Genomic DNA, 26938 nt, shown 5'->3' with positions numbered 1-26938 from the left:
TTAAGTTTTAATACTATCGTAAGCGGATCTAATTTCTCCATTCTTAATAATCCTGTGACGAATAAAATGGGGTCTCCGCTTAACTTCCTCAAATATCTTGGCAATATACTCAGCAACAATACCAAGACCGAATAGATTAACTGAGCCAAAAAATAAGATAGTAAGCAAAACAGTAGTTATGCCTCTAGGAGCCAAACCAGGAAACAGAATTCGGCTCATAATTTGCATAATTGCTAATAATAGCGTAACTAGCAATAATAACGTTCCCATAAAACTGAGGATAGTTAAAGGAGTATAGCTAAAAGACAAAATTCCTTTCTTAGCCCAAGCAATATTTTTTGCTAAATTATTAGTAGTTACACCAAACATTCTTTCTGGTCTTACATAATCTATACCAATCTGTTTAAAACCCACGAATGCCCTTATTCCTCGAATGAATAAATCTCGCTCAGGAAACTGCAAAATCGCCTGAACAACTTTTTTGTCCATCAAAGAAAAATCTCCTGCATCATGAGGAATTGAAAGATATGAAAAATAATCAAAAATTCTGTAGAAAGCTTTATAGGCAAGCTGCATAAAAAGAGGAGCTTTGCGTTTCCTCCGACGACCATAGACGACATCATATCCTTCACGCCATTTTTCAACAAACTGTTCAATTAATTCCGGTAAATCTTGAAGGTCGCCATCGAGTAAAACGCAGGCATTTTTAGTTGCTATTTCCATACCGCTTTTGAAAGCAGCTTGAGAGCCAAAATTACGAGAATGAGAAATTCCAATTACTCGTTTATCAATCCGTGAAATTTTTTGTACTACTTCTTCAGTATTATCAGGGCTACAATCATTAACAAAGATAATTTCATAGTCTATCTTGAGCCTGATAAATGTCTCCTTCAGACGCTCATACATAATAGTAATCGCTTTATTATCCTTATAACAAGCAATAATGGCTGTTACGCTATATGTAGTATCTAATCCAAACTTTTTAGAACTTTGATGATATCTTTCCTGATCTTCTAATCCCTGATACCACTCTGTCGTCTTTAACAGACCTTCTTTAAAGCTTGTCTGAGGTTTCCAAGCAAAAATCTCTTGGGCTTTTGTTACATCAGCATACCAATCAATAACATCCCAATGGCGATTGATCATGGAATTATAAGTTGGCTCTTTCCTAATATTAAATATCTTACTAGCAAAAATTGCTAAGTCACTAATAGTCATTTTTTGACCACTGCCAATATTAAAAGATTCCCCATAATCTTCCTGTTTTAAGTTCAATGCAGTATCAATAAAAGCCTCACAGACATCATCAATATAGATAAAGTCTCTAGAAATATCAGGACTAACAAAACTAGGATATTTGCTCTCAATCCCGCAGCGAATCAAATTCGGAATTAGTCTCGATGAATCTTCTAGAGGCCCATAGACAGAATACAATCTTAAATTTGCACAAGGTAGTTGCTTTTTTTTGCCATAGAAATACAGAAGATTAGCACAAGCAATCTTAGAGACTGCATAATCACTATTAGGGGCAGGGAGCTCAGTTTCACTAGGCCCAGCAGATTTGTCTCCGTATTCTGAAGAACTTCCAGCATGAACGTAACAAGAGATTTGGCCAGAGACGAGTCGCTCTAAAAGTTTCGCAGTTAGGTTAAAGTTAGTTTGATAGATTAATTGGCTATCCTTTTCAAAAGAATAAGCTCCAAAAGCCACGCAGTTAAATATTATTTGTGGCTTAATTTTATCTATTAAAAAATCTAGGTTTGAATCTACTAGCAAATCAACAACAATAACATTCTTGTCATTTAGTCCTTCCAATCGCCAAGCAGGGAAGCGAGAAGTAGTACCAAAGACATCTTCCCTAACCTTGAGTAATTGTCTAAGTAAATTTGCACCGATAAAGCCACTACCACCGAGAACTAAAATTGGGCCCTGTAACCGCTTGATTTTCTGTTCTAAATCCATAAATCACCTCTTCAACTTTCTAACAAGGTTCGCAGCATCTAAACCACATTCTTGACGATGAAAATTCTGAGAGCCATAAAGTCCAGATAGATACCCCAAAGCATGGCGGTGGGTGAACTGTGGTGGCGCACAATTCATTTCCAAAAGACAACGGGCAATTATCTGACCAATACTTCCCTGAGCCACATGTTCTTCAATTACGAACAAATGACGTGATTTCTGTAAGTCATCAAGGAAATCTTTTGGGATTTTAGCCGCCTCTATTGGCAATTCAGTTAAAATCCAGATGTCTGGACGATCGCACTGACTCAAATGCTTTGCCGCCTCAACGATACTTCCAGCCAAAGGGCCAACAACTAAAATCGTGGCTCCTTCACCCTTCATCAATCGCCGCCAAGAAGAATACTTGGGAAGCTCTAAATCCTTTGGCTTTTCACACCTACCGAGGCGCAGATAAGCAGGATGTTCCAAGTTAGTAAGCTGATTGATAATCTCTGGAACATCTGCGGCAAAAGCAGGCACAAAAACATGCATATTGCTCAGACAGAGCATAGTCCCATAGTCTTCAAGTGAATGATGTGTTGCTCCCATCACTCCATAGCCATAACCACCTCCATTCCCAACTAGCCGCACAGGGAGATCGTGCATACAGACATCATTGCGGATTTGCTCAAAGGGTCGGGCATAAACAAAGGGAGCAATACTATAAACCCAAGGTTGAAAACCTGTTTGAGCTAAACCCGCAGCCACAGATACCATATTTTGTTCTGCTATACCTGCATTGATAAAACGTTCCCCCAAACTCTGTTGCAAAGGTTCTAGAGCTTTGTATCCCAAGTCACCACTGAGAAATACTAACTTAGGATTAGTCGCACACTTAACAAGGGTTTCACAAAAAATGTTTCTCATATCCCCACCTCTTTTAGCGCCTGTTGATATTGAGATGGAGTCATTGGTAGATAGTGCCACTCCATCTTGTTCTCCATAAAGGAAACACCATTGCCTTTTTTTGTATGAGCAATGATGACATGAGGCTTCTTGTGAGTAAATGAAAGAGCTTTTTCAATAGCATTTAGATCGTGACCATTAATCTCTGTTACAGCACAACCAAAAGCACGAAACTTTTCAGCCAATGGCTCTAAATTAGCTACTTCTCGCGTAGTCCCAAAGCCTTGCAACCCGTTACAGTCAATAATCATTGTTAATTGATGCAGCTTCTGATGCACAGCAAAAATCAGAGCTTCCCAATTAGAACCCTCATTCCATTCACCATCCGATAGCAGACAAAAGATTCTCCCTGATTCATTCTTTATTTTCTTTGCTAGAACTAATCCATTGGACAAAGACAAGCCGTGACCTAAACTTCCCGTAGCAAACAGAATTTCAGGCATCCAACCAACAGGGGGATGTCCACTTAACTTTGTGCCATCTTGATGAAACTTTTGTAGGTCTTCATCACTCAAGCGCCCCAAAGACCATAAAGTAACGTAAAGTGCTCCAGCAGCATGACCTTTAGAGAGAACAAATGCATCATCTTCATTCAAGACTTTGTGGTACAAAACTATTAGTAAATCCAGTGATGACAAGTTACCGCCAATATGACCAACACTACTTTCAAAATGCATTTTAAGTAACCGTGTCTTAGCTTTAACAATAATCTCTGTAAATAATTCCATGATGAAAAGTTCAAGTATGAATGTTATCAAAAGTAAGATTAAAGCCCAGAACTAAGCAAAAGCAGAAATTGTGAATTATGAGACTATAGATAACTTACATTTAGGTTTTTTCCGGAACACTAATATATATAGACTTTCCATGACCCATCCAGGGCACTTCAGCAAAAGACCAAGGCTTACTAAAAATTACTTTGTACCCAGCTATGTGAATATCTTTATTTGAGATAATTACAGCCTTTTTTGTATTAATTACTGTCTGAATTATTTTTGCTTCTTTAGGGTATACCTGTTCAATTGATGGAAAATAAAGTGATGACATTTGAATTTTTGGTAAATTATTAATTACCATAGCAACAGAGTCCAATGTATAATTTACTATGTAGTATGAATTGTCAAACTTTGATATCTCATTATAAATATCATCATAGAACTGATAGTATTTTTGGCTTAAAATTTTTCCTCGAAAAATGCTAACTTCATTTGAAATAACTCCTTTGCCCATCAAAGTATCTAATTTCCAGGGAAAGTAAACAGAACTGGTTTCTGAAAAAAGAAGACTACTAGCCCAAATAAAACAAATAGAAATTAATGGTAACAGCATAATTATTTTAATCTTGCGACCAAGCCGGGGTAATATTTTAACAAAGCTATAAATGATAACTCCAATACCAAGAGATGAACTATTGGCTAATCTAAACACTTCATAAATATGAATTGAATTTAAGTATCCAAAAAGGGTTACTACACAAAATGCCATCACAATAACTTCATCTTTAGTTAAAATTTTCTTTAAAAATAATTGTTGGAATAGAAAATATAATAGTGTTACAAGATTCCAAAAGAAAATAATTGTAAAAGAAAATATTCTTGAATCAGGATCACCTCCTACAGGATTCTCTCCTCCAGATGTAATAATCGAGTTTAATAGTGTCGGTATAAATGTTAATATAGTAACTCCCTGCTCCGAATCTAACAACATGATTTTATTTTGAATGAAGAAGTCGTCTAAGACACCGTAGTAGATCAAAAAGAATAGAAATAACAATATTGGAATTAAAAATCCTAAACTAAAAAACAAAATGTTTGAAAAATTGGTTTTTTTGCTATCTCTTTTTAAAAGAGTTTCGTAAACAAAAAATAGCAAGAAAGGAGGTAATGTTGCTTGAACTGATGAGTATCTACATAATAAAGATAATCCTAAAAAGAATCCAGAAAAAAACATATAATTAGTGTTTTTTCTTGCATTAATAAATACCAGTACCGATAATAATAAAAATGTATATGAGTAGTAATTTGACCATGGATAGATAATATACGTATGCAAAAGAAAAATCACAAGAGTTGAAAAATAGGCAAAATATTTAGGCAGAATTTTTAAAAATATTTGATATGACAAAAAAATACTTACAGAATAAAAGATACCAGTAGCTATACCTATAGATATCATCCTTTCTCCAAATAAAGTTAGAGAAAGACTTTGAATCCAGCTTGTCAGAATCCCATAAATAGTGAATGTTTCTTGATAAGGAATTAAGCCTCTTTTTAGATCGAGGGCTTGCACATACATAAATCCCCAATGAAGGCTATCCAGATTAACACTTGATTCAATACAGCTAAATCCAAAACTTAAACAGCATATTAACAACACTGAAAAATCTACAATATTCATAAGTTTTTTTGATGCAAAATAATTTTACACAAGAATATAGACTGTTGTATTTACATTGTTCTTTTCTCTATGTGAAATCGAAATTCTATTGACTACCATCTTTATAGAAGTAGCTGAAAAAGAGGCATGACAGGGTAGTCGGGAGGGGTAGAAATAATTGAAATTTTACGAATCCTAGCCAGCATTAATACATAGAAAGGATATAGGATTTCAATTTGATTTCTGAAAAGATACGTAAGGGAACCAGTCGCATGGGCGGGTTTCCCAACTTGAGCGACCTGGCGTTGTGTTATCGCAGAGAGTACGACACCAAACCCTTGATAATGGTGCGTTACGAACTACGTTCTAACACACCCTACAATACCTAATTTTGTTCAAAAATCAAATATGATTCCTATAGATGCTCACATCTTGCACTAAAAAATCTGGGTTTTTAAGCACTAAGTAGAAAGCCCAAAATCCTTAATTTAGTGATAAAAGGCAAGAAAAACTGGCGGCACAGCACCCGCTACAAATGAAATAAACACTTCATTCCACCCAAATTTACCATTTTATAGTGGTTTCAGCTCGTGTTTCTTGAAAGTTAACGTATAGATAACTCAAAAAACGAGATTTTTTTGCAAAGTACTGAATGCTATTGCAAATATCAAATTAAGACTTTATTGAGAGTTTCTTTCAATTAATTATGCTTAGTCTAATGGAATAGATTCCTTTAAGCAACTAGTAATTAATAGATAATTATTATCAATAAAATTTTGATCATCAGTTTTTTATATATTGTTGTCTTTCTGCTGGTTTGATATATTGCTAAATTTTGGTATCAGTAACCGATACAGGACTATCCTTTCAAGGTGACTCATAAAAACTATTGTTTTTACTCAGTGTCTATAAATAATGCTAGTATTTTATTTAACTACTATAGACTTACAGAATACATAGTCAAGAACTTAAAGAGGAATTCATTGAACAAATTTTTACTCACCTTAAAAGGTATAGTTCTGATTTTCCTGCTATGTATTAAGGAATTTCAATTCAATTAGTAGTATAATTATATACTACTAATTGAATTAATTAATATCTGTCTGAAGCTTGCAACATTGGCTATTAGAGCATTTTCTCTAATGAAATTTATCTTCTGTCTGTATCAATTTGAGCGCATCTGTTTAAGAGACTAACTATCTTGTGGCTTTAGGAGACTGAAAAACTTTGATAAAGACTATCAAGAATCTTGCAATATATTCTCACTTTACTTTATGGCTAAAATAGTTTAATTTCAGATTTGAAATGAAAAACTTTTCTATTAAGCTTTAACACGACTAGTAGACGTGAGGATCTGAATTTGGAATGAAACTGAAAAAATTGCTTCCCTACCTGTTATTAACAAGCTCTTTGACTGTATCGATCGCAACTGCTGCTAGAAGTGAAGAAGTAGGGATAGGTGTATCAGAGCATCTCAAGTCAACTCCAACAGATGCTAATTCCAATCAACCATTTACTGGGGAAACAATCAGAGAGATTCAACGAATAAGTAAGTTAGTACATCCTGGCAAGAGTGCAGAGATACTTCGACAACCACCACAACTCAGCCAAGAGAGTGCCACGGAAATTGTACCAGTGAGTGCAGTTAAGGCTAATCCCACCACTCAGGGTGTGGATGTGATCTTACAAACTGCCCTTGGTGAAAAATTACAACTGGTGAATCGCAGTTCGGGCAATAATTTTATCGCTGATATTCCCAACGCACAACTACGCTTACCTTCAGGTGATACATTTACATTTCGCTCGGAGCGGCCAGTTGCAAGTATTACTGAGATAACGGTGGCAAACTTTGATGCCAATACTATCCGAGTCACGGTGATTGGTGAGGCGAGTGTACCGACTGTAGAGTTGTTTGACAGTCCTGACGAGGGTTTGATTTTGAGTGTGGCTAGTGCTGCCTCTTCCACATCGCAGGGACAACAAACACAAATACCACAAAAGCCGGAAGCAAATCAGCCAGAAATAAAAACTCCGCCAAGTCAACCTTCCTCGGCGAGTGATGAACCGATTGAACTGGTAGTGACGGGTGAACAAGATAAATATCGTGTACCTGAAACATCAACTGCAACCAGAACCGACACTCCACTGCGCGATATTCCTCAGTCCATTCAAGTTGTACCTAAACAAGTAATTGAGGAGCAGGGAATCACTCGGATTTCAGATGCAGCCCGTAACGTGTCTGGTGTATCAGTGGGAACAGGCTATAGCGGCGCTGTAGATGACTTAACGATTCGGGGATTTGTCAACTCAAACATCCTGAGAAATGGCTTCAAAACTCAAAACGCTTTTATCTATGGCGCAAACGTCGAACAGGTTGAAGTTCTAAAAGGCCCAGCTTCAGTGCTGTATGGTCAATTTGAACCAGGTGGTATTGTCAATTACGTCACAAAACAACCGTTAAATGAACCCTACTACGCAGGTGAATTTACAGTAGGAAGTTACAGTTTTTATCGTTCGTCCATTGATATTTCTGGGCCCCTAACTCCAGAGAAAAATCTTTTATATCGTCTCAATATTGCCTATGAAAACTCTGGTAGTTTTCGTGATTTTGTCAATGGGGATGTTTTCTCTATCTCTCCCATTGTCAGCTACAAGATTGATGATGCCACAAACATCTCTTTAGAATACGAATACACAAAGGTCAATAGAGTATTCGATCGTGGTTTTTTACCTAATAGTGTTTTTCTTAACCTCCCTATCAGCCGGAATTTAGGCGAACCAAGCGACTCGATTGATATTGAAAATAACCGCTTTGCTTTAACCCTAAACCATCGATTTAATGAAAACTTGCGTCTGCGGAGTAATTTATCTGGTCAATTTATTGAGACAAATGATACACACATTAATCCTAATGAGTTAGTTGGCGATATCTTATCGCGAGACTACTCTACAGGTCTTTCTCCTGGACAAAGTAACGATTTATCGCTGCAAACCGATTTGATTAGTGAATTCAAAACTGGATCAATTCAACATCAGCTACTTTTTGGTGTGGAATTTAGTAGAAGCATTAGTAACTATTCACTCGATCAAGCAAGTATTTCATCACTAAATATCTTCGCTCCTGTCTATAGATATGAAATTCCATCCCGTGAAAGTTTTACCTATGCAGTAAAGTCCGATTCAACCACAAATACAGCAGCAATTTATTTACAAGATCAAGTGACATTGCTGCCAAATTTGAAATTGCTCGTCGGCGGCAGATATGATTTTGTTGATTACAAGAATAAATTCATTTCTGACACAATTAATGGTAGTGATCCAGAAGAATCTAATTTTTATGATACAGCCTTTTCTCCGCGTGTCGGATTAGTTTATCAGCCAATAGAACCAATCTCGCTATATATCAGTTATAGCCGTTCCTTTGTACCCAATAATTTTAGGTCGAATGGAGAAGCACTGGAGCCTTCGCGGGGTACTCAGTATGAAGTCGGGATTAAAGCCGATCTGAGCCGTCAGATATCGCTGACGTTAGCAGCTTATGATATTACAAAGACCAATATACCGACAGTTGATCCTAATAATCCTGATGTATTCTTTGCAGTCGGAGAGGTAAAAAGTCGCGGAATTGAACTGGATGTGGCAGGAGAAATTACACCCGGTTGGAAGATAGTAGCTTCTGGTTTCCTAAATGATGCCTATGTCAGCGAAGACAACGATCCTTCTTTGAAAGGTTCGCGTTTGGTAAATGCACCCTATCACGGCGCTAGTCTATGGACAACTTATGAAATCCAGAGTGGTGATTTGCAAGGGTTCGGTTTTGGTGCAGGGTTATTTTTTATAGGCGATCGCATTACTAACCAGAGCGATCCGTTTACTCTTCCTTCCTATGTTAGAACCGATGCGACTATCTTCTACAAACGTGATGATTGGGGAGCCGCACTCAATTTCAAAAATCTGTTTGATGTGAAATACTACGAAACCAACGGCTTTTATGTATTCCCACAAGCACCTTTTACAGTTCATGGCACAATTTCATTCAGTTTTTAAATTCTCTTTAAACCTCCTTTTAGTAAGGCGAGGGAGAAGGAATCAGTTTTCTTCCCCTTCAACAGAAGGAATGAGAAGGGTAATCAATGTATGTAAAGGGTATCTGCAATGAAATCCAAGACATTCCGTAACTGGGCATTTACTCTACACCGCTACCTCGGTTTAGCTATGGGATTTGTGCTAATTATAATTGGCTTGACAGGTAGTTTATTGGTCTTTCAGAAGGAAATTAACCACTTTTTAGTAGCCCAACAGTTTGGATATATCTCTCCCCAAGAAGCGCCACTGTCTCTAGAGTCAGTAGTAAATACTGTGAAAGCGGAATATGATTCATCTCGAAAGGACTTAAAACTTAATAAAGTCTATATCCCTTCAGAGTCAAATGAACCAATTATGTTTGCCTTCGTTGCTACTGATGACAAAGGGATAGATGTTTTTGTCAATCCTTATACTGGTGCAATCATGGGTGAGCGATCGGACAGAACATTGATTCTTTTGTTGTATGAACTTCATTATAATCTGATGGCTGGAGACATTGGGATGTCCATCGTCGGAGTTATAGCATTGCTGTTGCTCGTTCTGAGTATTACGGGTGTCATTCTCTGGCCTGGATGGCGCAGGCTGATTGCAGGATTCAAGATTAAGTGGAATGCTCATCCAAAGCGGCTGAACTTCGACATTCATAAAGTAGCAGGCATTATTACAGTGGTGTTCCTGACACTGACTGCCTTTACTGGCTTCTGCTGGAATTTCTACGACTTCACTGAACCCATCATTTATGCAGTAACATTTACTAAAAAGCAACCAGAACCTGTTTCTGTGCCCAAGCCTGGTCAGTTACCGTTGCGACTTGCAGAACAACTAAAGATTGCTGATGCTGCCTTGCCAGGTGCTATGGTCAGAAGTATTTCCTTTCCTGGTCAACCTGAAGACAGTTTGACAATTAGCTTTAAGCTACCCCAGGAAAATGCCGAACGTGGTCAGAGTAATGTTTATCTTGACCAATACACGGGTAAAGTTTTGCGAGTTGATAATGCTTTAAAAATGCCATTGGGCGATCGCATCCTCAACTCTTTTACTCCCCTACACTATGGTACATTTGGTGGTTTATCCACGCGCATTCTCTACGTATTTGTCGGATTATCACCCTTGATTTTATTTATAAGTGGCTTTGTCATGTACCAACATCGCTACCGGGAAAAATCTGTCCGCCACAATCAGGTAATAGAACTATCAAAGAACCATCAAGATTAATTGAAGGTTAATTTGCCAACCGCCACAAACCTATTATTTAAGACTCATACAAGTGCGTATATTCATCATTATTTGGCTTGGTCAAACCGTTTCTATTATTGGTAGTGGCATGACTGGCTTCGCATTCACTATCTGGATATGGGAACTAACGCATCAGGTTACAGCAATAGCGTTATTTGGGTTGTTTGCACAATTGCCACAAGTATTGATTGCTCCTATCGCTGGGTTTATTGTAGATCGTTGGAACCGTAAATATCTAATGATAGTTGGGGATACAGTCAGTGGTGTTGTAGCGATCGCTGTCTTACTACTTTATTCAACTACACATCTGCAATTATGGCATTTATACTTAGCTGTCGCTATCCAAGGTATTTTTGAGGTAATTCAAGAACTGGCTTACTCAACATCTATATCTACGATGATGCCCAAGCAGCACTACAGTCGTGTTAGCAGTCTGAGATTTTTAGCTGATTACGGTTCTAGTATCATCGCGCCAACACTAGCAGGCATTCTCTACTCAGTTATTGGGCTTGTTGGGATATTAATTATCGATATTGTGAGTTTTGTATTCGCTGTCACCACGGTTTTAGGAGTACATATCCCACAACCTAGTATGACAACAGTAAACATTCAAAGTTTCACTAATTGGAAGCAGGAGATTTACTTTGGTTGGCATTACATTGCTGTACGTCCAAGTTTGCTTGCCATGCTAGTGTTAGCATTTGTATTTACATTTGCCTATGACTTTGGACTCTCAATCCATTCACCGATGGTTCTAGCGCTGACTGGCAATGATGCTAAGGTGTTAGGCACTTTAGCCTCAGCAGCAGGAATTGGTGGAATAGTTGGGGTATTGCTCATCAATACCTGGGGTGGTTTTAAGCGTCGTATAGATGGGGTGCTACTTGGTATGATCGGTGTTGGTTTGGGCAAAATTATCTTTGGTCTAGCTAAGACACCATTGATTTGGATTCCAGCTCAATTCTGTTCATCTCTGAATTTTCCCATACTTGGCAGTTCCTGTGATGCTATCTGGCTAACCAAGGTTAATCCTCAGATACAAGGACGTGTTTTTGCGACTCTAAAGGTTGTAACGTTGATTGCTTCAACAGTTGCTTATTTGATAGCTGGGCCACTAGCCGACTATATTTTTGAACCTGCAATGATGCCAGATGGTAGTCTTGTCCCCATATTAGGCTGGATATTCGGTACGGGAAAAGGTTCGGGTATGGCAGTTTTGTACTTCATCTCTTCGTTAGGGATGTTACTTATTGGCTTAAGTGGATATGCTTTCCGCACTTTGCGTGACGTAGAAACTATACTGCCTGATTATGATGCTAATACAGCACTGCGGAAATAGTAACAGCAAATGTCAACCCCTGTGCTTAGTTCCATTTCAAGCGTGGTGAATCTGGTTTTATAAGTAGCTAGTACCGCAAGGCGGAATTAAAAATTAAAAATTAAAAATGAATACAGCATCAGGGTTTTGTTGATTTGGAATGATTGGTTTATTTCCGCCGTGTTGTACTAGTCGTTAAAGTAAATTTATTTGGTTGATTCACAATTCCAATTGCTCAAAAGTGTTGCAATGAGATGTAAAGTCCAGATTTTTTGACTTGACAACTAATCTCCTAGCACTTGAGGTTGCTCTGTTTTCCAAGCAATATAATCTACACGACCCTGTTGATCAACATACTGACGCAATAACCTATCTCAAGGTTCAAAATCAATCATTATCGCTGTAGCCTCTAAAGTGCTAAATCTGAAACAGAAAAACATGGTAGAGCCTGTTAGAAACCTATTATGTTTACTTTTACATTCAAGTAGGGCAAAGTATGATTGCTTTGAGATATTTTGCATTCTTTGTACTACTATTAGCTGGACTATTATCAGCAATTAAGCAAATGAGTCTTGCTTTGGATGAAGGAAACCTTGAACAGTTCACTCTTTGGACAGGTATTGCCTCTATCATTGCAGGTTTACCAATTATATTGTGGTAAATCTCAGGTAAGCAGATAATTTTTTCTAGGTATATTTATACTTTATAAATACGTTTGATGATGGAGAAAAACCAATAATCGGGCAACAATTTACGTAGCATGAGCAAAATGGGCGCAGGTTGACCAACGGGATAGCGCATTTTATAACTATGATCAATGGCTGCTTTAAATATTGCCTGAGCAACTAATTCTGGCGGCTCTCCTTTTCTTCCCGCTTCTTGGGATACCCTTTGTGCAGTATCTACTAATGGTTGATACATGGGCAAATCATCACGCACGATCGCTCGATTATTTTCGTAAAATTCAGTTTTAATCACACCTGGTTCAATAATTTTAATTTTGATATTGAATGGTTCTAATTCATAGTGCAAAGCTTCGCTAAACCCTTCTACCGCCCATTTGGAACTGTGATAAATGCTATACAAAGGGAAAGTAATTCGTCCTCCCATACTGGCAATTTGAATAATAGTGCCACCACCTTGTTGACGCAGATGGGGAATGATCGCTTGTGTGATTCGCATCAAGCCAAAGACGTTGGTATTGAATTGTTTGGCGATTATTTCATCAGTCATGGCTTCAAATACACCATCTACACCATAACCAGCGTTATTTACTAAAACATCAATTTGACCAAAATCTTGGATGGCAGAAGCGATCGCAGTTTGAATACTGTTATTATCTGTAACATCTAAAAAATATACTTTGATGTTAGAAAATTCACGGAAATTCTGGTCTTGGCTGGGGTTTCGCATCGTGGCTGCAACGTTCCAGCCTTGTCGCGCGAAGTATATGGTGGTGAATTTCCCAATTCCACTGGATGTTCCGGTGATGAAAACTGTTTTGGGCATGGGTATTAAGGGGTTGAGTGAGATGTAGAGAGGCGAAGTTGTGCGTCTCTACATATATGATTTTTTAAACTTGGAGGGTTTGTGGTTTGTAGCAATCCTCCAAAATTCAATACCGTTCAGTTAAGGACAAGACTTAGCGAAAATTAAGAAAAAACGAACCGCATAGACGCGGAGCGGCTTCCCGTAGGGTAGGACACAAAGGACACAAAGGAATAAGATTTTCAGTGAGTTTTTGCGTAAGTCCTGAAAGGTTTTTGGCACTAACTGAACCGTATTGCTCCAAAATTCACCAATACATATTTCTCAGAAACCCTTGTAAAATATGGATTTTTGAATTTTGGATTGGTATTAGACGCTGTTTTGTTTGATGATATCGCGGTATAAGTTAGCGGCTGGGGTTGGTTGGCGTTTGAGTTCTGGGTCTGTATCTAGGTCAATGTGATATAGCCCAAAATCGCTATCTGGACCAAATTTCAGACCCCACTCGCGGTTAGAGGTGATACACCAGGAGACGTAACCGATGACGTTTATCCCGTCTTGACGGGCGCGTTGCACTTGTTGGAGATGCTGGCGAATGTAGTCTTCACGCTTGACGACTTTATCGGCTACTTCTACACAGCCATTCTCAATAATCATAATCTCTTTATCGGGGAATAACTGGGCGTGGAATTTGAGCATATCGTAGAGAACACCAGACCAAACTGGCGCATTACTAAAACGTCCAAAAGCAGCATCCATTAATTGTTGAATGCGGTTGAGTCGGAGATTGCTAATCCCCCAGTAATAGTCAAAACCAACAAAATCTTGTTGACCTACACATTCTTGAGGACAGAGAAATGTGGGTAATTTCCCAGCCATACCTAAGTGCCACCAGTTACTTGTCAATGATGTGGAAAGTACGCTGAAAATCTTGAAAATTGGGTCAAAGATGCGGGTGAGCGATCGCAGTACGGGTAAGCGTTGTTGGGTGGAAACGGCGATAAATTTCACTTTGCTGGGATCGCCGAAGATTTGCTTGGCAATTAAACGCGCTAAATCAATCTCTAAGCCGCTAAATTCTCCGGTTTTGGGGTCGCGGTAGCCAAAGCCAGGTACGTTTTCTTTGACTGCGACAACTAAATAATCACGGTCTTGAATACGTCGCAGTGGTGTACCGGGTTGAGGCTGTCCGATAGTTGGACTAGAAGATCCGCCTGTGGTGATGTCAGCTAGGGTTGAACGTCTGCCGATTTTTGGTACAGGTGGGACGGGTTGATTGGGGAAGTAATGACTATAGCTAGCTTGCCAAGCCCCGGATTCTTTAAACTGTCGCACTACTGTATCTACAATATTCAAGAGGGCGCGATCGCCTTTAACTACAGCTGCGCCATAGTTCTCTACTGTCAGCCCTTCACCATTTTTACCCACCAGTCGATATTGCCCTGGTTGTTGTCTCATCAGACCCAAGAGAATTGTGTCATCTGCAAGAATGGCACTCACTTGCTCATAATCCAAGGCTTGCAAGGCATCAGCGTAATCTTCTACTACTTTGACTTCAACTGTGGGTAACAGGTATTCTATGGCAGATTCCGCCGTCGAACTCTTGACAACTGCTACTGTTTTCTGAGCTAGATTTTCTGGTTGCTGAATGGGACTGCTGGCTTTGACTAAGAGAAATTGCCCCGCCTGATAATAAGTTTCCGAAAACGCTACTTGCTGTTGTCGCTCGGCGGTAATAGTCAAATTAGCAATGACAACATCAACTTTTCCCTTTTCCAACAAACTACGCTCAGTAAAACGTTTACCCTGGGAAATCATATCTTCGGGACGACGCAGATTAGTGACATTGCGATCCACCAATTTCTGCAACCATAGAGGCAGACCCAATAACATGGGGTTTGCTCCCACTTGAGCATCTGGGTTGTATTCTTTGAGAATCTTTCTGGCGCGTGTATGGGAAACAAACAAATTCCGCATGAGTTTCTGCACGGCGGTCATTTGATCGGCAAAAGTCGCACCACGCTCCAAACCTGGGGGCATAAAATAGGCTCTTTCCCACCAAGGTTTGATGTAACCGTAAATTAATTGACTAGGTTCGTTAAAGCTAATCCAATAACGTGCCAAATGACCCAAACGCTTGGCGACTTCTGTGGCGTAGTTAGCAAAAATAGCTGGAAATTCTGGCGCAGTTAGCCCCCCCCGTGCTTCTACATGGATGGGATGAGTGAAGTGATGCAGAGTTACAATTGGTTCTAAACCATGCGATCTGATAGTTTCAATTACTTGGCGATAATGTTCAAAAGCTTCTTCACTGAACTTACCGGGTTCAGGTTCTACCCGTGACCAAGCAATCGAAAACCGGAAGGACTTGCAACCAAGGGACTGAGCTAAGGCGATATCTTCAGCGTAGCGATGCCAAAAGTCAGTAGCTCGACCCCTGACCGTAATACCGCGACGACGTTCCCATACATCTCGAATATCTTCAAACTGGGAATCGTAAGCTTCACACTGATGGTCAGCAGTTGCAACACCGAATAAGAATGATGAGGGTAAAGGCGTAAGGCGATCGCTCATGTTAATATCTCCTGAAAAGTTGTGAAAAAAGGCAGAAGGCAGATCGCTTTTAGCGTCTCCCTTTGGGAGAAGGCAGGAAGGATTCAAGAGAAAATTGCACAACTAAACATGAAAATGTATTTTCCCTACACCTTTAAACCTTTATACTCCACTCAGCAGAGGTTTAATTTGGAATTTACGGTTGGTAAGTTTCCCAAATATTGCCCCAGAAAAAACTACCAAACTCTGCCAATAATGTAGCTTTCTCTGCCAGTGACTTGGCGTTAGTGATTCGCCACCCGGAAACGCACTTGGCTACGTCACCCACATCTAGGGTTAAAATTCCTGCACCGATAATCGGACTGTTTTCATCTGTACCTTGATGTAAGTAAGTATAGATAGTTGTCATGTCTTGCCACAAATCAAATCCCGGATCGTTATGCAGTTCTTTCTTGCCTACTAAGTAGTAATCTTGATTACCATGTTCAAAAGCAAGTTCATAAGTAATGTATTTAGATTCGGGATTATGGTTATGAGCAAACAGGTTAAACACGCCTCTTTTGAGGGGAATGTGTTCGCCAAAATCTGCAAAACTAATATTACCAGCAATACTAGCAGTGTAAGTGGTATCACCCAAAAAACGTTTTAAGTCACAAATGTTAATTGTCAGTTGTAATGAGAGTGAGGAATTGTGCGCTTTGCCTTTTGCTGCACCCTGGATCGGGTCAGTCTCATTTAAAACAAATCCACCCGCCATCCTTTCACGGAAAGTCATTCCTGGCAAGTTGTTGGGCATTCGGGTCGCGTCTGGCTGAAGGGGCAATCCTGCGGGTGACATGGTTTGCAAATATTGTTTAGCATCGGCGTAACCCATATCAACTAAAGTTGCACCATCAATGTTCCCCAAGTAATAATCAGGATCAAGAGGTAAAGGATAAGCGGGTTTGATGAGGTGGAGTTTGATCGGTTGGGTATGTCCGTAAACTGTCTCCCCTTGCAAAATTCTCTGGTTGATTTCATTGATGCGATCGCACTCTTCAAAAAATGCCCCGTTCGCACTCAGTTCCATCATGTGGACATATTGATTAAAAATTCCCGTTTGATATTCGCTACTGTTGCCAATGCACCACAATACCCAAAGTTCATCTGCACCCCGGCGCACCGCTTCCATGAGATTAACATCTTTAATCCACACGGAATCCATGTAGAGATAATCACCTTTCTGTACAGGTGGCATAAAGATGGGGAGAGAAATCCCTGCAACCAATAAATCTAAATCTAGGCGATCGTGGGGAATGACTTCATTGGTTTTGTGAGTAAAGTTGCAAACATTAAATGTACCTTCCATTCCCTGCGAGGCATTGATTTTGCTGATATCAATTCCCAAGTGGGGGAAAACGCGATCAATAATGCCGTCTGCATCTCCCATAGACAACAAATCCCAGGCTTTGAGGTATTTTTCTAGAGGGATAAAGGAGACAAAATCTTTAACATTCAAAGTCCGCCAGCGATCGCACATCTCAATCGGCGATAGTCCAGATAGCAGCATTGCTAAATTCATCGTACCGCCGGAAGTACCATCCGCATGATTAAAACATAGTCCTGATTCGAGTAAGGCGCGGATAGCTCCAGCTTGGTAAGCTACACGCATTCCACCACCAGCTAAAATCAAGGAACGTTTATTCCCTGAATATGTTGGTTCAGGAGTGCCGTAAGGTTTATGCGGTTGGTTGCTCATAAGTGTATCCTGGTGTAAAAGTACGCAAGCGAAACAAGTACCAGAAAATCAATACTCCTGATAACAGGTCAAAACCAGCAATTAGCAGCGCGAATGGGGAAAAAATTAGCTTGATAACAGCCAAACAAACGCCTATTGAAGCACCAAATTTTTGTAATCCTGCCCAAATTAAGACAACAGGTTGGGGTTGTGGGCTGATTAATGCTTGTAACAGTGCGCCGTTAAACAGCACCATAAACATACCGATGATGGCAAAAAAGTGCTGGCTAGTTGGGGTTACTTCTGCTGAGACAATGTAAAGTACCAAACTAGGCAAAACCATTTGCAACAATCCACTCACAATGGTGAAAATGGCAATGCCAATTAATGATAAGCGGAGAATTTTACCGTTATTCATCATATTTTTTCTCAGAAAAATGGGTTTAAAACCCGTGCTTCCAACACGGCTTTAAAGTAATGAGTCAGGAGTAATGAGTGAATGAAAAATGGGTATTTACTCATTACTTATTACTCATTACTTATTACTCATTACTTATTACTCATTACTTATTACTCATTACTTATTACTCATTACTTATTACTCATTACTTATTACTCATTACTTATTACTCATTACTCCTTCTTAAAAGTGCGTTCACGGCGGTGAGGATGTCAATAATTTTGAATTGGCATTACATACATTTCGGCTTGATCATCCTTGGGCAAAGCCTTTGGCGCTGGTAGCCATTCTTGACCCAAACCTAAATTAACTACACTTTCTAAACCTTCTGGTTGTTGTGTGGGGGGTGTGTCGTAGCCAAGAAACCAACTCTCCAAATGGTCATCTAGCATCCCTGTAATTTCCGGGAAAAAGCCTGTAAATATAGGTTCGGGGCTAATTTCTAGGTATTTTAGTGATTGGATACGGGGATGATCGCCTATGGTAAGTTTGGCTGAACCCGGCTTGAACAGCGAAAATCCCAATTTTCCTTGAAAGTAAATCACGGATTTCATCAACATTCCGCGAAATGCACAGTAGTTTGCTGCACCCATTTTCAGGGGAAACCAAGCTTTGGCAGGTTTGGCAACTTCAATTTTCATCACTAGTTGCCCATCTAAATCATATTGACTGCTGACGGTGCGATCGCCAATCACAAAGTCCAAGTTAGCTTGATGTTTGGGCATTCCCCAAATTCCTTTACCACCTTTGACAGAAATTTCAGTACTGACAGGTAAATCAAGTACATACTGTCCAGTACCGTACTGTTGCATCAATAAAGCAGGTAGTAGTGGCGGGGCTGGTTTTGCGCCATGAGTGCAGGCGATCGCAATACTAAATTCGATGTATTTACCAATGTCAGTAATCTGATAATTAATCACTGTGATTACTAACAACCCCTGATTATTCCATAGTCGCAGAGGATGTACTTCCTTTGCTAGGATCAATTCTTTAGCGCGATCGGCGTTGATCGGAAATACCGCCATCAATGCTGGTGTATGTTCAGAATTAACGGGTAACTGAAAAGGTATGCCATCAACCAAGGCATAAAGTCCTGTTTGTTGTTTTATACGTTGAGGTATCATATTTTTTCACACATAATTCAATTTATTGGTGGAGAGAAGTAACAAAGGTCTAGAGAATGAAATCTGCACTTTTCAAACAGTTTTTTCTAACTCTGCAAGCATTAACGGAAACACATTTTGGGCTGCATTCTTACCCATAAATATGTCTAAATGACTGTAGTTATCCAGAACGTGTAAAGCATGGTAGTTAGGACGCAAAGAGTCAAAATATTTAAAAGTTTCTATCTGACTTTGTGGGAGAAAGCAACGGTTAAGTTGCCCAGCAAAAAATGCAATCCGGGCATCGGTTTTTGGTGGTTGGGCAATAAAATCTTTTGGTAAAGTGGGGAAGTTATCAACAGAAATTAGATGTCCACGATTGATGCACTGAGACATTTGTGCGAAAAAACTGAGCGGCACATAGGCAAATTCCTGCTTCAGCCATTCGTGGGTGGCTTCGTTGAGGTTGGCGTGTTCCCACAATGCCGGAAAGCCAGTCCCATAAGTAAAGCTAACTTGTTTACAGACTGAGTTATTACATTCGTGATGTGTAAGACCCACGAACAGAGAGATGATTTTTGCAGCTAGACTTGGTGAATCTATTTGCCATTGTGGGTTTAAATGATCGGTGAGAAAATTGACTGCTGGTACTGCAAAATTGATTTTGAAAGATGACCATGAGGGTACAATTGGATGTAGTGAAACGGCATTGCTGATAATAGTTTTGACTTGTGGGACTAAGCCCGCCACCACAGACATCATGAAACTAGTAGATCCCTGACAATGGATAATAGCTTTGATTTCTTCATAACCGGTCTCTTCGACAATTGTTTTCACCGCTTGTGGATGGTCATTCACTGCGGCTCGGTCAAGTGTCCAATGATTAGGATTTAGGTCAATACTGGCACGCCAGTTTTCTAACCATACGTCATAACCATGAGCAACTAAGTAATCAACTATACTAGTATCCACAGGAGCGCGAAAGATATTGGCTCTGACTCCTGCACCATGCGCTAGTAATACAGGCGGTTTAGAAGGAGGCTTTTCACCTCTAACGTTAATTAAGTTGCATTCAAAGCCATCTTTGCTAGTAAAAGGTACTATTCTTTCTCGTAAAGATTGAGTATATGTTGTGGTGTTCATTTTGATAGATTTGTTAATCGATTAGGGCATTAGGCATTGGGCAAAACAGTTCCGTTAGCGGAAAGCTAAGGTTTAGCCCGTGAAGAGTTAGGAGTTACGAATTCTCCCCTGCCTCCCTTGCTCCCCCTGCTCCCTGCCCCCTGCCCCCTGCCCCCTTTCCCCTTCCCCTGCCTCATACCTCCTGTCTCCTAAAGTTAAATGTAGACTTCCGCTAAAGTGCCGGCAAAGAAGCGACTGAATCTATCTATTGCTTGTAGGCGTTCCCCAATACTATCTGCGTTGGTAACTTTCATCGTGGTCATTTGTTTGATGAAGTCCATCGGCTGAATTTTGAGAATGCCTTGACCAACGATGGGATTATTTTCACTGTCGCCTTCATAAATGGTGATGAATAGTGTGGTGGTGTCAGACCAAACATCGAATCCTGGGTCATCATGAATTTGCTTGAAGCCTTTCAAGTAATAACGTTGTCCTGATTGCGTCATCATCTGTAAGCGATAAAGCATTTGTCTGGTCTTTTTTTGTCCAACAAGCCCAACAAACAAATTAAAATCGCTATTGGTGACGGTTAGGGCTTCTGGTGATAAAACGGGGGCTTTAACTATACCAACTATTTTCCCTAGGTGTTCGGGGTCGTTGAGTAGTTTGTCTAAGTCATCGGCAATTACTGTAACGGTGAACTCTAGAGGCGAGTTGTCTTGTTTGCCTTGCCAGAATGCAGGCTGATAGTCGTTGTCTTTGACTGTGGTGGAAAAGTAGCCGCGCATGGTCTCAGTGAATTGAATGCCGACTGTGGTAGGACGGGTAGCGTTACCGATGACTACGGGCGGGGTAGTCAAATCATAATTAATCGTCCAACCCCGGTCTGTAGCAATGAGGGTACAGCAGCGTTCCGCTAGAGCAGAGATTGTCAGTAGTGGATTTACACCTAATGTCCGAGGAACGATTGAACCATCAGCGACATATAAGTTTTCGTAGACGTTTGTTCCTTGGTTGCTAGCAAATACTTGTCCCTTATGGTTGACAACACCGTGTTCAGCATCCTCCGCTAAGATACAGCCTCCTAGTGGATGGACTGTAACTAAGTCATGACCAAAGGCATCAGACCAAATGGGATTAGGAATTTGTGTACCGCCTAGGGGTTCGGTAGCTTCTGTAAGACGATTATTGACTCGTTGAAAAATGGGTTGACTTCCTACATCTTGCCATTTAATGCGGAGACGGTCATTTTCTAAGTACATTTGTCCGGCCGCATCATCATGGGTCATGACTAAGTAGGTTTGGGTATTGCGGACTGCACCAGTATAAGCACCATGAGTCAAACTATCAAATTCGCGGATTTTTTCTTCGATGCGATCGCCTAAACCAGAGTCGGTGTCTTTACCTAAAATTTTGGCAGCCGCCGCAAGGGTTTGGGGTAATATAGCAGCCAGTCCTCCAGGAATTGAGCCTTCTTCAATAACTAATCCGTTATCTAATTGGGGCTGTTCTCGCATATCTATGATACCGGTGATACATGGCCCTACTGGTTCTTGGGTATTCTCCGGGCGATCGCCAAAACCAATACCGTTAATTACTTGCTCGGTGTTATAGCCAAAAGCTAGGACATCACCATTCCCTGTAAAATTATGTCCCAATTTCTCAGATACAGCTAAACCAGCAGCTTGAGAACGCAGCAAAATTTCTGTAGATCCTAATGTCCCAGCCGCCAGAATTACAATATCAGCACTGACAAACATTGTGGGAGCGTTAAAGTTTTCTTGCCCCGTGTTTAATAATTGGTAATGGACTAGCCAGCGATTCCCCTGACGTTCAACTCGGCGCACGGAAACTTGTGTATAGATTTCTGCACCGTGGTTTTTTGCATCTGGGAGGTAATTCATCAACACGGTGTTTTTGGCTTTATTATTACAGCCAGAAACACAATCACCGCAGAGATTACATTTGTTTTGTTCTACACCGACATGATTCACCCCATCTTGAAATGTCACATTGATGGGGGGACGATAGAACTTTTCATTCAAATATTTAGATGATTTTTCTAAAGCTTGTAACTTTGGCAGTGGAGGAAAATTTTCAGGGTAGGGAGTAGGTTTGAGCATTTCCTCTGCACGACGATAACCTGCGGCTAATAAAGTCCCAACATCATCACGCAATTCTTTTGGCCAGCGTGAATCTGCAAATACACGCGGTTCAGCTTGTAATGACACATTGGCGTTAACTAAAGATGTTCCACCTAGTCCACAACCAATAAATACATTAATGTCTTTATTCACATGGAAGTCATACAAAGCTGTGTGCGAACCTAGATGATGTTGTGGCAAATCTATCTGTATTTGTGCCAATGCTTTGCTTTGAGTCTTGGGATATTCACCAGGTTGAAATTCTTTCCCTCGCTCTAAAATACACACTTGCTGTCCGGCTCGTGCTAAACGCGATGCGGCAATACTACCACCATAACCAGAACCAATAACTACAACTGTATAGGAACTTTTTAAGTTTTCAATCGGGCTGGATAAACGAGTCATTATATTCATCCTTAGCAATTATGGATATGAAAATATACACTCATCTAGATTACAAATGGAGGCAAAAGCTAATCTAATGAGAATTTCTGATGATGCAGTAGAATTTTTAACTACTAGTATTGCAATTCAAAAGCAATCAAAGCTTTTCCAGAAAATTCAAGAAAAATGGTGTCGATAATAATTTGTTGCCGTGTACAAATTACACTCAAACCTAATCCCTAAACCCTTCACTAAAAGGTCAGGGTAGTAAGAATTAACCCCTCTATCTCTGTGGAGGAGAGGTTTAGGCAGGGATTATATGAATAAGTTATGTGTGGCTTTAATCAAAACTAAAGCCTGATTAATTTGGATTAGACAACCAATTTAGTTATACGATTCAGTTATCGGAGCTAACTGGGTATTATATGCAGGTTAACAAGAAAGTTAACATTCTTTTACTTAAATTAACCAAGCTAATGATTAAATTAACTCTGAAATTTATACATACTTATAGTATGTACAATTTCAGTCACAGCGTAGCATTGCAGACAATTTTTGGCAATGTTAAATTCGATTTTGTTTACGGGTTACTTTAATAGGACTTATGCAAAACTACACACCGTAGGGGCAATTCACGAATTGCCCCTACCTGAGAATCAGGATTTTGACTTAGGAGGATCTAGAATTTTTGATACTGACAAGAAGACTTTTCAAACATCCTCTTATAGCAGTTCTCAGTCTTTGTGAGGTACAAGAACCCCAACCCCCTCACCGCGTAAGCGGTAAGGGGGCTATGATTACCTTATGTGATTAGGAAACGCTATATCAGGCTATCAACGACAACATTAATTTGGTTGATAAATATTTCTACCTCAGAACCTCTGCTAGGGTGCTAGTCGAGTAGAAGTAGTTGACAAAACGCATAGTTTTTGAAGAGGCTATGCCAGCACCCACGCTTGCCCCTAAATTGGGGGTTTTCCTTAGTTATAATTTGGCAAACTTCACCAGTTTGGTAGATGTTTGATACTTTCGTTCGCTCCATTATTCACTGCACTACATCTTTGAAGATTCTACCAGTCGACAAATGCTGTGATCAAGTTACAGAGGTGTCCCAGAAGGCTGTTGCACTATATTGTTAACAGTTTTTGGTTCTACAAAAGCTTCTCTACCTGTAATCAATCTAGAGCGACGATTACGAGTAATATAATTCCATGCCCACTGAAATACTACTAGTAATTTAGTGTCAAACTCGATTAAGAAGTAGATGTGAACTAATAGCCAAAATGCCCAAGCAATGAAACCTGTAAGTTTGATTAAGCTTAAATCTACAACAGCTAAATTTTGCCCAATCATCGCCAAACTACCCACATCGTTGTAATGAAATTGTGGCAAAGTCTTACCTTGAAGCCGTCGTCGAATTAGTTTACCTACATACTCTCCTTGTTGTTTAGCTACAGGTGCAACACCAGGTAAGACTTTACTATCTTGATGGGAGAAGTTAGCTAAATCTCCAATTACGAAAATGTTGTCATAACCCTCGATAGACAAGTCAGGTTCTACAATTACCCGCCCAGAGTAATCGCGCTCTACACCTGTAGTTTCTGCTAAGACTTTCCCCATTGGGGAACCTTGAACACCTGCTGCCCACAAGATAGTTTTTGAGGCAATTTCTGTAAATTCATTGTCTTGCTTGAAAGTAACAATATCACCTTCAATATTTGTCACCCTGGTGTGAGTGTGGAGTTCTACACCCAACTTTTGCAAAGATACTGCTGCTGATGCCGATAACTCTGGCACCATGTGTGGAAGGATGCGAGGACCCCCTTGTAATAGTAAAATTTTTGTTTCTGAAGTGTCGATGCTGCGGAAATCTTCTTTGAGAGTTTTGTATGCTAGCTCAGCGATCGCACCTGCTAACTCTACACCAGTCGGGCCACCTCCCACAATCACAAAATTCAAGAAAGCCCGTCGTTTTTCAGGATCAGTTTCTTTTTCTGCTGCTTCAAATGCGCCAAATATCCGACGACGCATTTCTATCGCATCTTCCACAGTTTTCAAGCCAGGAGCAACTTCTTCCCAATTATCCTTACCAAAATAGGAATGGTTAGCACCTGTGGCGACAATCAATGTATCATAAGGTACTACTTTATCACCCAAAATAACTTGTTGCGCTTTTGGATCAATATCACTTACTTCTCCCAACAACACCTTTGTATTCTTGCTTTTCTTAAATACAGATCGCAATGGTGCGGAAATATCAGAAGGTGATAGCGTACCTGTGGCAACTTGATATAAAAGCGGCTGAAATAGGTGAAAGTTACGTTTATCAATGAGAGTAACATTTACATTCGCTGCATTCAGAGCCTTTGCTGCATACAGTCCACCAAAGCCACCACCAACAATGACAACCCGATGTGGTGCATTCTTTTCAAGTGAGACTTCCATACGAGATATTTCCTTGTGTTAAGAACTTGTAACTATTCTTAACAAATATGTAACAGCATTATGATACTGGTTGCTGTTTATTTAGAACAATTGAAAAAATACTAAAAGTATCCAAAGTTAGTATCCACTACTTCTACTGGACTGCCTCTCTAGATATTCCTCTTATGTCACTTTTCCCAGAGAAAAGATGGAGTTATTGCTACACAAGAGTTTCATGATAAAGCGACGATGATATTTATCATACTAGAAAATAAAGCCACAAACTCAACCCTAGTCTAAGGTTTAAACATTGCTTTTGATTCTTGTATTCGAAGAGTGACCGAAGAGGTAGGGAGCAGAGGGCAGGGAGCAGAGAGCAGGGCACAAGGGTGCAGCACTTCAGCTTCGCTCAGTGAACGGGGGGCAAGGGAGCAGGGGGACAGGGAGGATAAGGGGAGAATTATTCAAGTTTCTCTCTTATCTCCAATGCCCAATTCCCAATTCCCAATTCCCAATCAGTATCCCGCTTTCTTATCTACGACATTCCGCAAGGGTTGACCGTTTTGATAGCGTTTAAGATTGTCGATAAACAGTTGTGCTATGCGCTCTCTCAGTCGTGGTGACAGGGCTGAACAATGGGGGGTGATAAAAGCGTTCGGCAACGACCACAAGAGACTTTCCTGTGGCAGAGGTTCTGTAGCCACTGTATCTAATCCAGCACCTGCAATCCATCCCTCACTTAGTGCGGTGAATAATGCTGTTTCATCAACGATCGCACCACGAGCAATATTAATTAAGTAAGCAGACTGACGCATAGAGCGCAAGGCGGCTTCATCGATTAAGCCTTTGGTTTCTGGGGTTAGTGGTGTGGCAATTACTACATAGTCGGCTGCTGGTAGGAGCGATCGCCATTCATCAGCACCAACAATCTTGTCAAAATTCGGTAGGGGTTCGGGATGGCGGCGGCTCCCCCAAACTTTAACACCAAAGGCTTTAGCGCGAGATGCGATCGCTTGACCTATATTCCCTGTGCCGAGAATTAATAAAGTCGCGTCTGCTAACTCTTCGAGAAACACTCCTCTTACCCAGGTGTGTTCATCCTGCAAAGTTTGTAATTTTCTCAAATTTTTGGCGTGATAAAGCATGAATGCTAATACAAATTCCGAAATTGGAATTGCATGAATCCCTGCGCCATTAGTGAGGATAATTTCTTTTTGCAAAAAATTTGGTGTAAGGATGTGATTCACGCCAGCGCTCGGCGACTGTTGCCAACGCAGCCTGGGTGCTGCTGTCAGCACTTTGTCAAGCGTAGAAGTTTTCAGGTAAAATCCGTTGACATAAACTTCTGCATCACTGGCATCACCATCAAGATTACCTTCACTATCCACCTCCACAACATCTATATCAGATGGCAGGTGTGGCTCAATATCAGCAATGAGATGATCCGGTAAAATCAGTTTCACAAATTGCTACTCCCTAATTCCATTTTGGATTTTGGATTGTGTAACCCAATCGGCAATACCTCTTCATTTTTAATTGTTAATTGCAAAAATGCCAGTTATTCATACGCTTTTTCGGTCAGAATACCTAATGGAATTCTGGCTCTTGACTCCTGTC

At 40.2% G+C, this 26938-nt stretch carries 18 protein-coding genes; 5 read left to right on the top strand and 13 right to left on the bottom strand.

The features are described 5' to 3' along the window. From FBB35_RS06470 to FBB35_RS06455, 4 genes are all read right to left on the bottom strand, one after another. Positions 1-1962: an NAD-dependent epimerase/dehydratase family protein gene (locus FBB35_RS06470; RefSeq protein ID WP_174708970.1), complete on the bottom strand. Its 1962-nt coding sequence runs from the start codon at positions 1960-1962 to the stop codon at positions 1-3. 3 nt (positions 1963-1965) lie between these two features. After that, positions 1966-2871: a transketolase family protein gene (locus FBB35_RS06465; protein WP_174708969.1), complete on the bottom strand. Its 906-nt coding sequence runs from the start codon at positions 2869-2871 to the stop codon at positions 1966-1968. Further along, a complete protein-coding gene (locus FBB35_RS06460) occupies positions 2868-3638 on the bottom strand; it encodes a transketolase (RefSeq protein ID WP_217481693.1) in 771 nt (256 codons plus the stop codon). Before FBB35_RS06460 ends, FBB35_RS06465 begins: the two co-directional genes overlap by 4 nt. A 100-nt stretch (positions 3639-3738) precedes the next feature. Further along, on the bottom strand, positions 3739-5307 hold the full coding sequence (locus FBB35_RS06455) for a glycosyltransferase family 39 protein (RefSeq protein ID WP_174708968.1): 1569 nt from the start codon (positions 5305-5307) through the stop codon (positions 3739-3741). 215 nt (positions 5308-5522) lie between these two features. Between FBB35_RS06455 and FBB35_RS06450 the strand changes: the two genes are divergently transcribed. From FBB35_RS06450 to FBB35_RS06430, 5 genes are all read left to right on the top strand, one after another. Further along, on the top strand, positions 5523-5675 hold the full coding sequence (locus tag FBB35_RS06450; protein WP_174708967.1) for a hypothetical protein: 153 nt from the start codon (positions 5523-5525) through the stop codon (positions 5673-5675). 976 nt (positions 5676-6651) lie between these two features. Beyond that, complete coding sequence (locus FBB35_RS06445) at positions 6652-9333, top strand: TonB-dependent siderophore receptor (protein WP_174708966.1); 2682 nt, start codon at positions 6652-6654, stop codon at positions 9331-9333. Positions 9334-9441: 108 nt separating this feature from the next. Then, entirely contained in the window at positions 9442-10587 is a 1146-nt protein-coding gene (locus FBB35_RS06440) for a PepSY domain-containing protein (RefSeq protein WP_174708965.1), read from the top strand. A 52-nt stretch (positions 10588-10639) separates the two neighbouring features. After that, complete coding sequence (locus FBB35_RS06435; RefSeq protein ID WP_174708964.1) at positions 10640-11947, top strand: MFS transporter; 1308 nt, start codon at positions 10640-10642, stop codon at positions 11945-11947. Positions 11948-12422: 475 nt separating this feature from the next. Next, complete coding sequence (locus tag FBB35_RS06430) at positions 12423-12587, top strand: hypothetical protein (RefSeq protein ID WP_175586448.1); 165 nt, start codon at positions 12423-12425, stop codon at positions 12585-12587. Between the two features lie 35 nt (positions 12588-12622). Here FBB35_RS06430 and FBB35_RS06425 read toward each other — a convergent pair whose 3' ends face one another. From FBB35_RS06425 to FBB35_RS06385, 9 genes are all read right to left on the bottom strand, one after another. Next, positions 12623-13435 (bottom strand): SDR family oxidoreductase, encoded by an 813-nt coding sequence (locus FBB35_RS06425; protein ID WP_174708963.1) that lies wholly within the window; start codon positions 13433-13435, stop codon positions 12623-12625. 348 nt (positions 13436-13783) lie between these two features. Next, positions 13784-15988, bottom strand: a complete 2205-nt coding sequence (locus FBB35_RS06420; RefSeq protein WP_174708962.1) for a family 1 glycosylhydrolase — start codon at positions 15986-15988, stop codon at positions 13784-13786. A gap of 175 nt (positions 15989-16163) precedes the next feature. Then, positions 16164-17705, bottom strand: coding sequence for a patatin-like phospholipase family protein (locus tag FBB35_RS06415; RefSeq protein ID WP_174708961.1), 1542 nt, complete (start codon positions 17703-17705; stop codon positions 16164-16166). Then, a complete protein-coding gene (locus tag FBB35_RS06410) occupies positions 17686-18105 on the bottom strand; it encodes a patatin (protein ID WP_174708960.1) in 420 nt (139 codons plus the stop codon). Before FBB35_RS06410 ends, FBB35_RS06415 begins: the two co-directional genes overlap by 20 nt. A 251-nt stretch (positions 18106-18356) precedes the next feature. Beyond that, complete coding sequence (locus tag FBB35_RS06405) at positions 18357-19268, bottom strand: acetoacetate decarboxylase family protein (RefSeq protein ID WP_174708959.1); 912 nt, start codon at positions 19266-19268, stop codon at positions 18357-18359. Positions 19269-19340: 72 nt separating this feature from the next. Then, the gene (locus tag FBB35_RS06400) at positions 19341-20390 is read right to left on the bottom strand and encodes an esterase (protein WP_174708958.1); all 1050 of its coding nucleotides are present in this window, start codon (positions 20388-20390) and stop codon (positions 19341-19343) included. A gap of 194 nt (positions 20391-20584) precedes the next feature. Further along, positions 20585-22918, bottom strand: a complete 2334-nt coding sequence (locus FBB35_RS06395; protein WP_174708957.1) for a GMC family oxidoreductase N-terminal domain-containing protein — start codon at positions 22916-22918, stop codon at positions 20585-20587. A gap of 1077 nt (positions 22919-23995) precedes the next feature. Next, the gene (locus FBB35_RS06390) at positions 23996-25342 is read right to left on the bottom strand and encodes an NAD(P)/FAD-dependent oxidoreductase (protein ID WP_174708956.1); all 1347 of its coding nucleotides are present in this window, start codon (positions 25340-25342) and stop codon (positions 23996-23998) included. Positions 25343-25836: 494 nt separating this feature from the next. Further along, entirely contained in the window at positions 25837-26784 is a 948-nt protein-coding gene (locus FBB35_RS06385) for a D-2-hydroxyacid dehydrogenase (RefSeq protein WP_174708955.1), read from the bottom strand. Positions 26785-26938: the final 154 nt, after the last annotated feature.

It is taken from the genome of Nostoc sp. TCL240-02, from assembly GCF_013343235.1.
GTDB lineage: Bacteria > Cyanobacteriota > Cyanobacteriia > Cyanobacteriales > Nostocaceae > Nostoc.
Note: the sequence above shows the minus strand (reverse complement) of the source record. Positions and strands in the feature narration are given on the sequence as shown.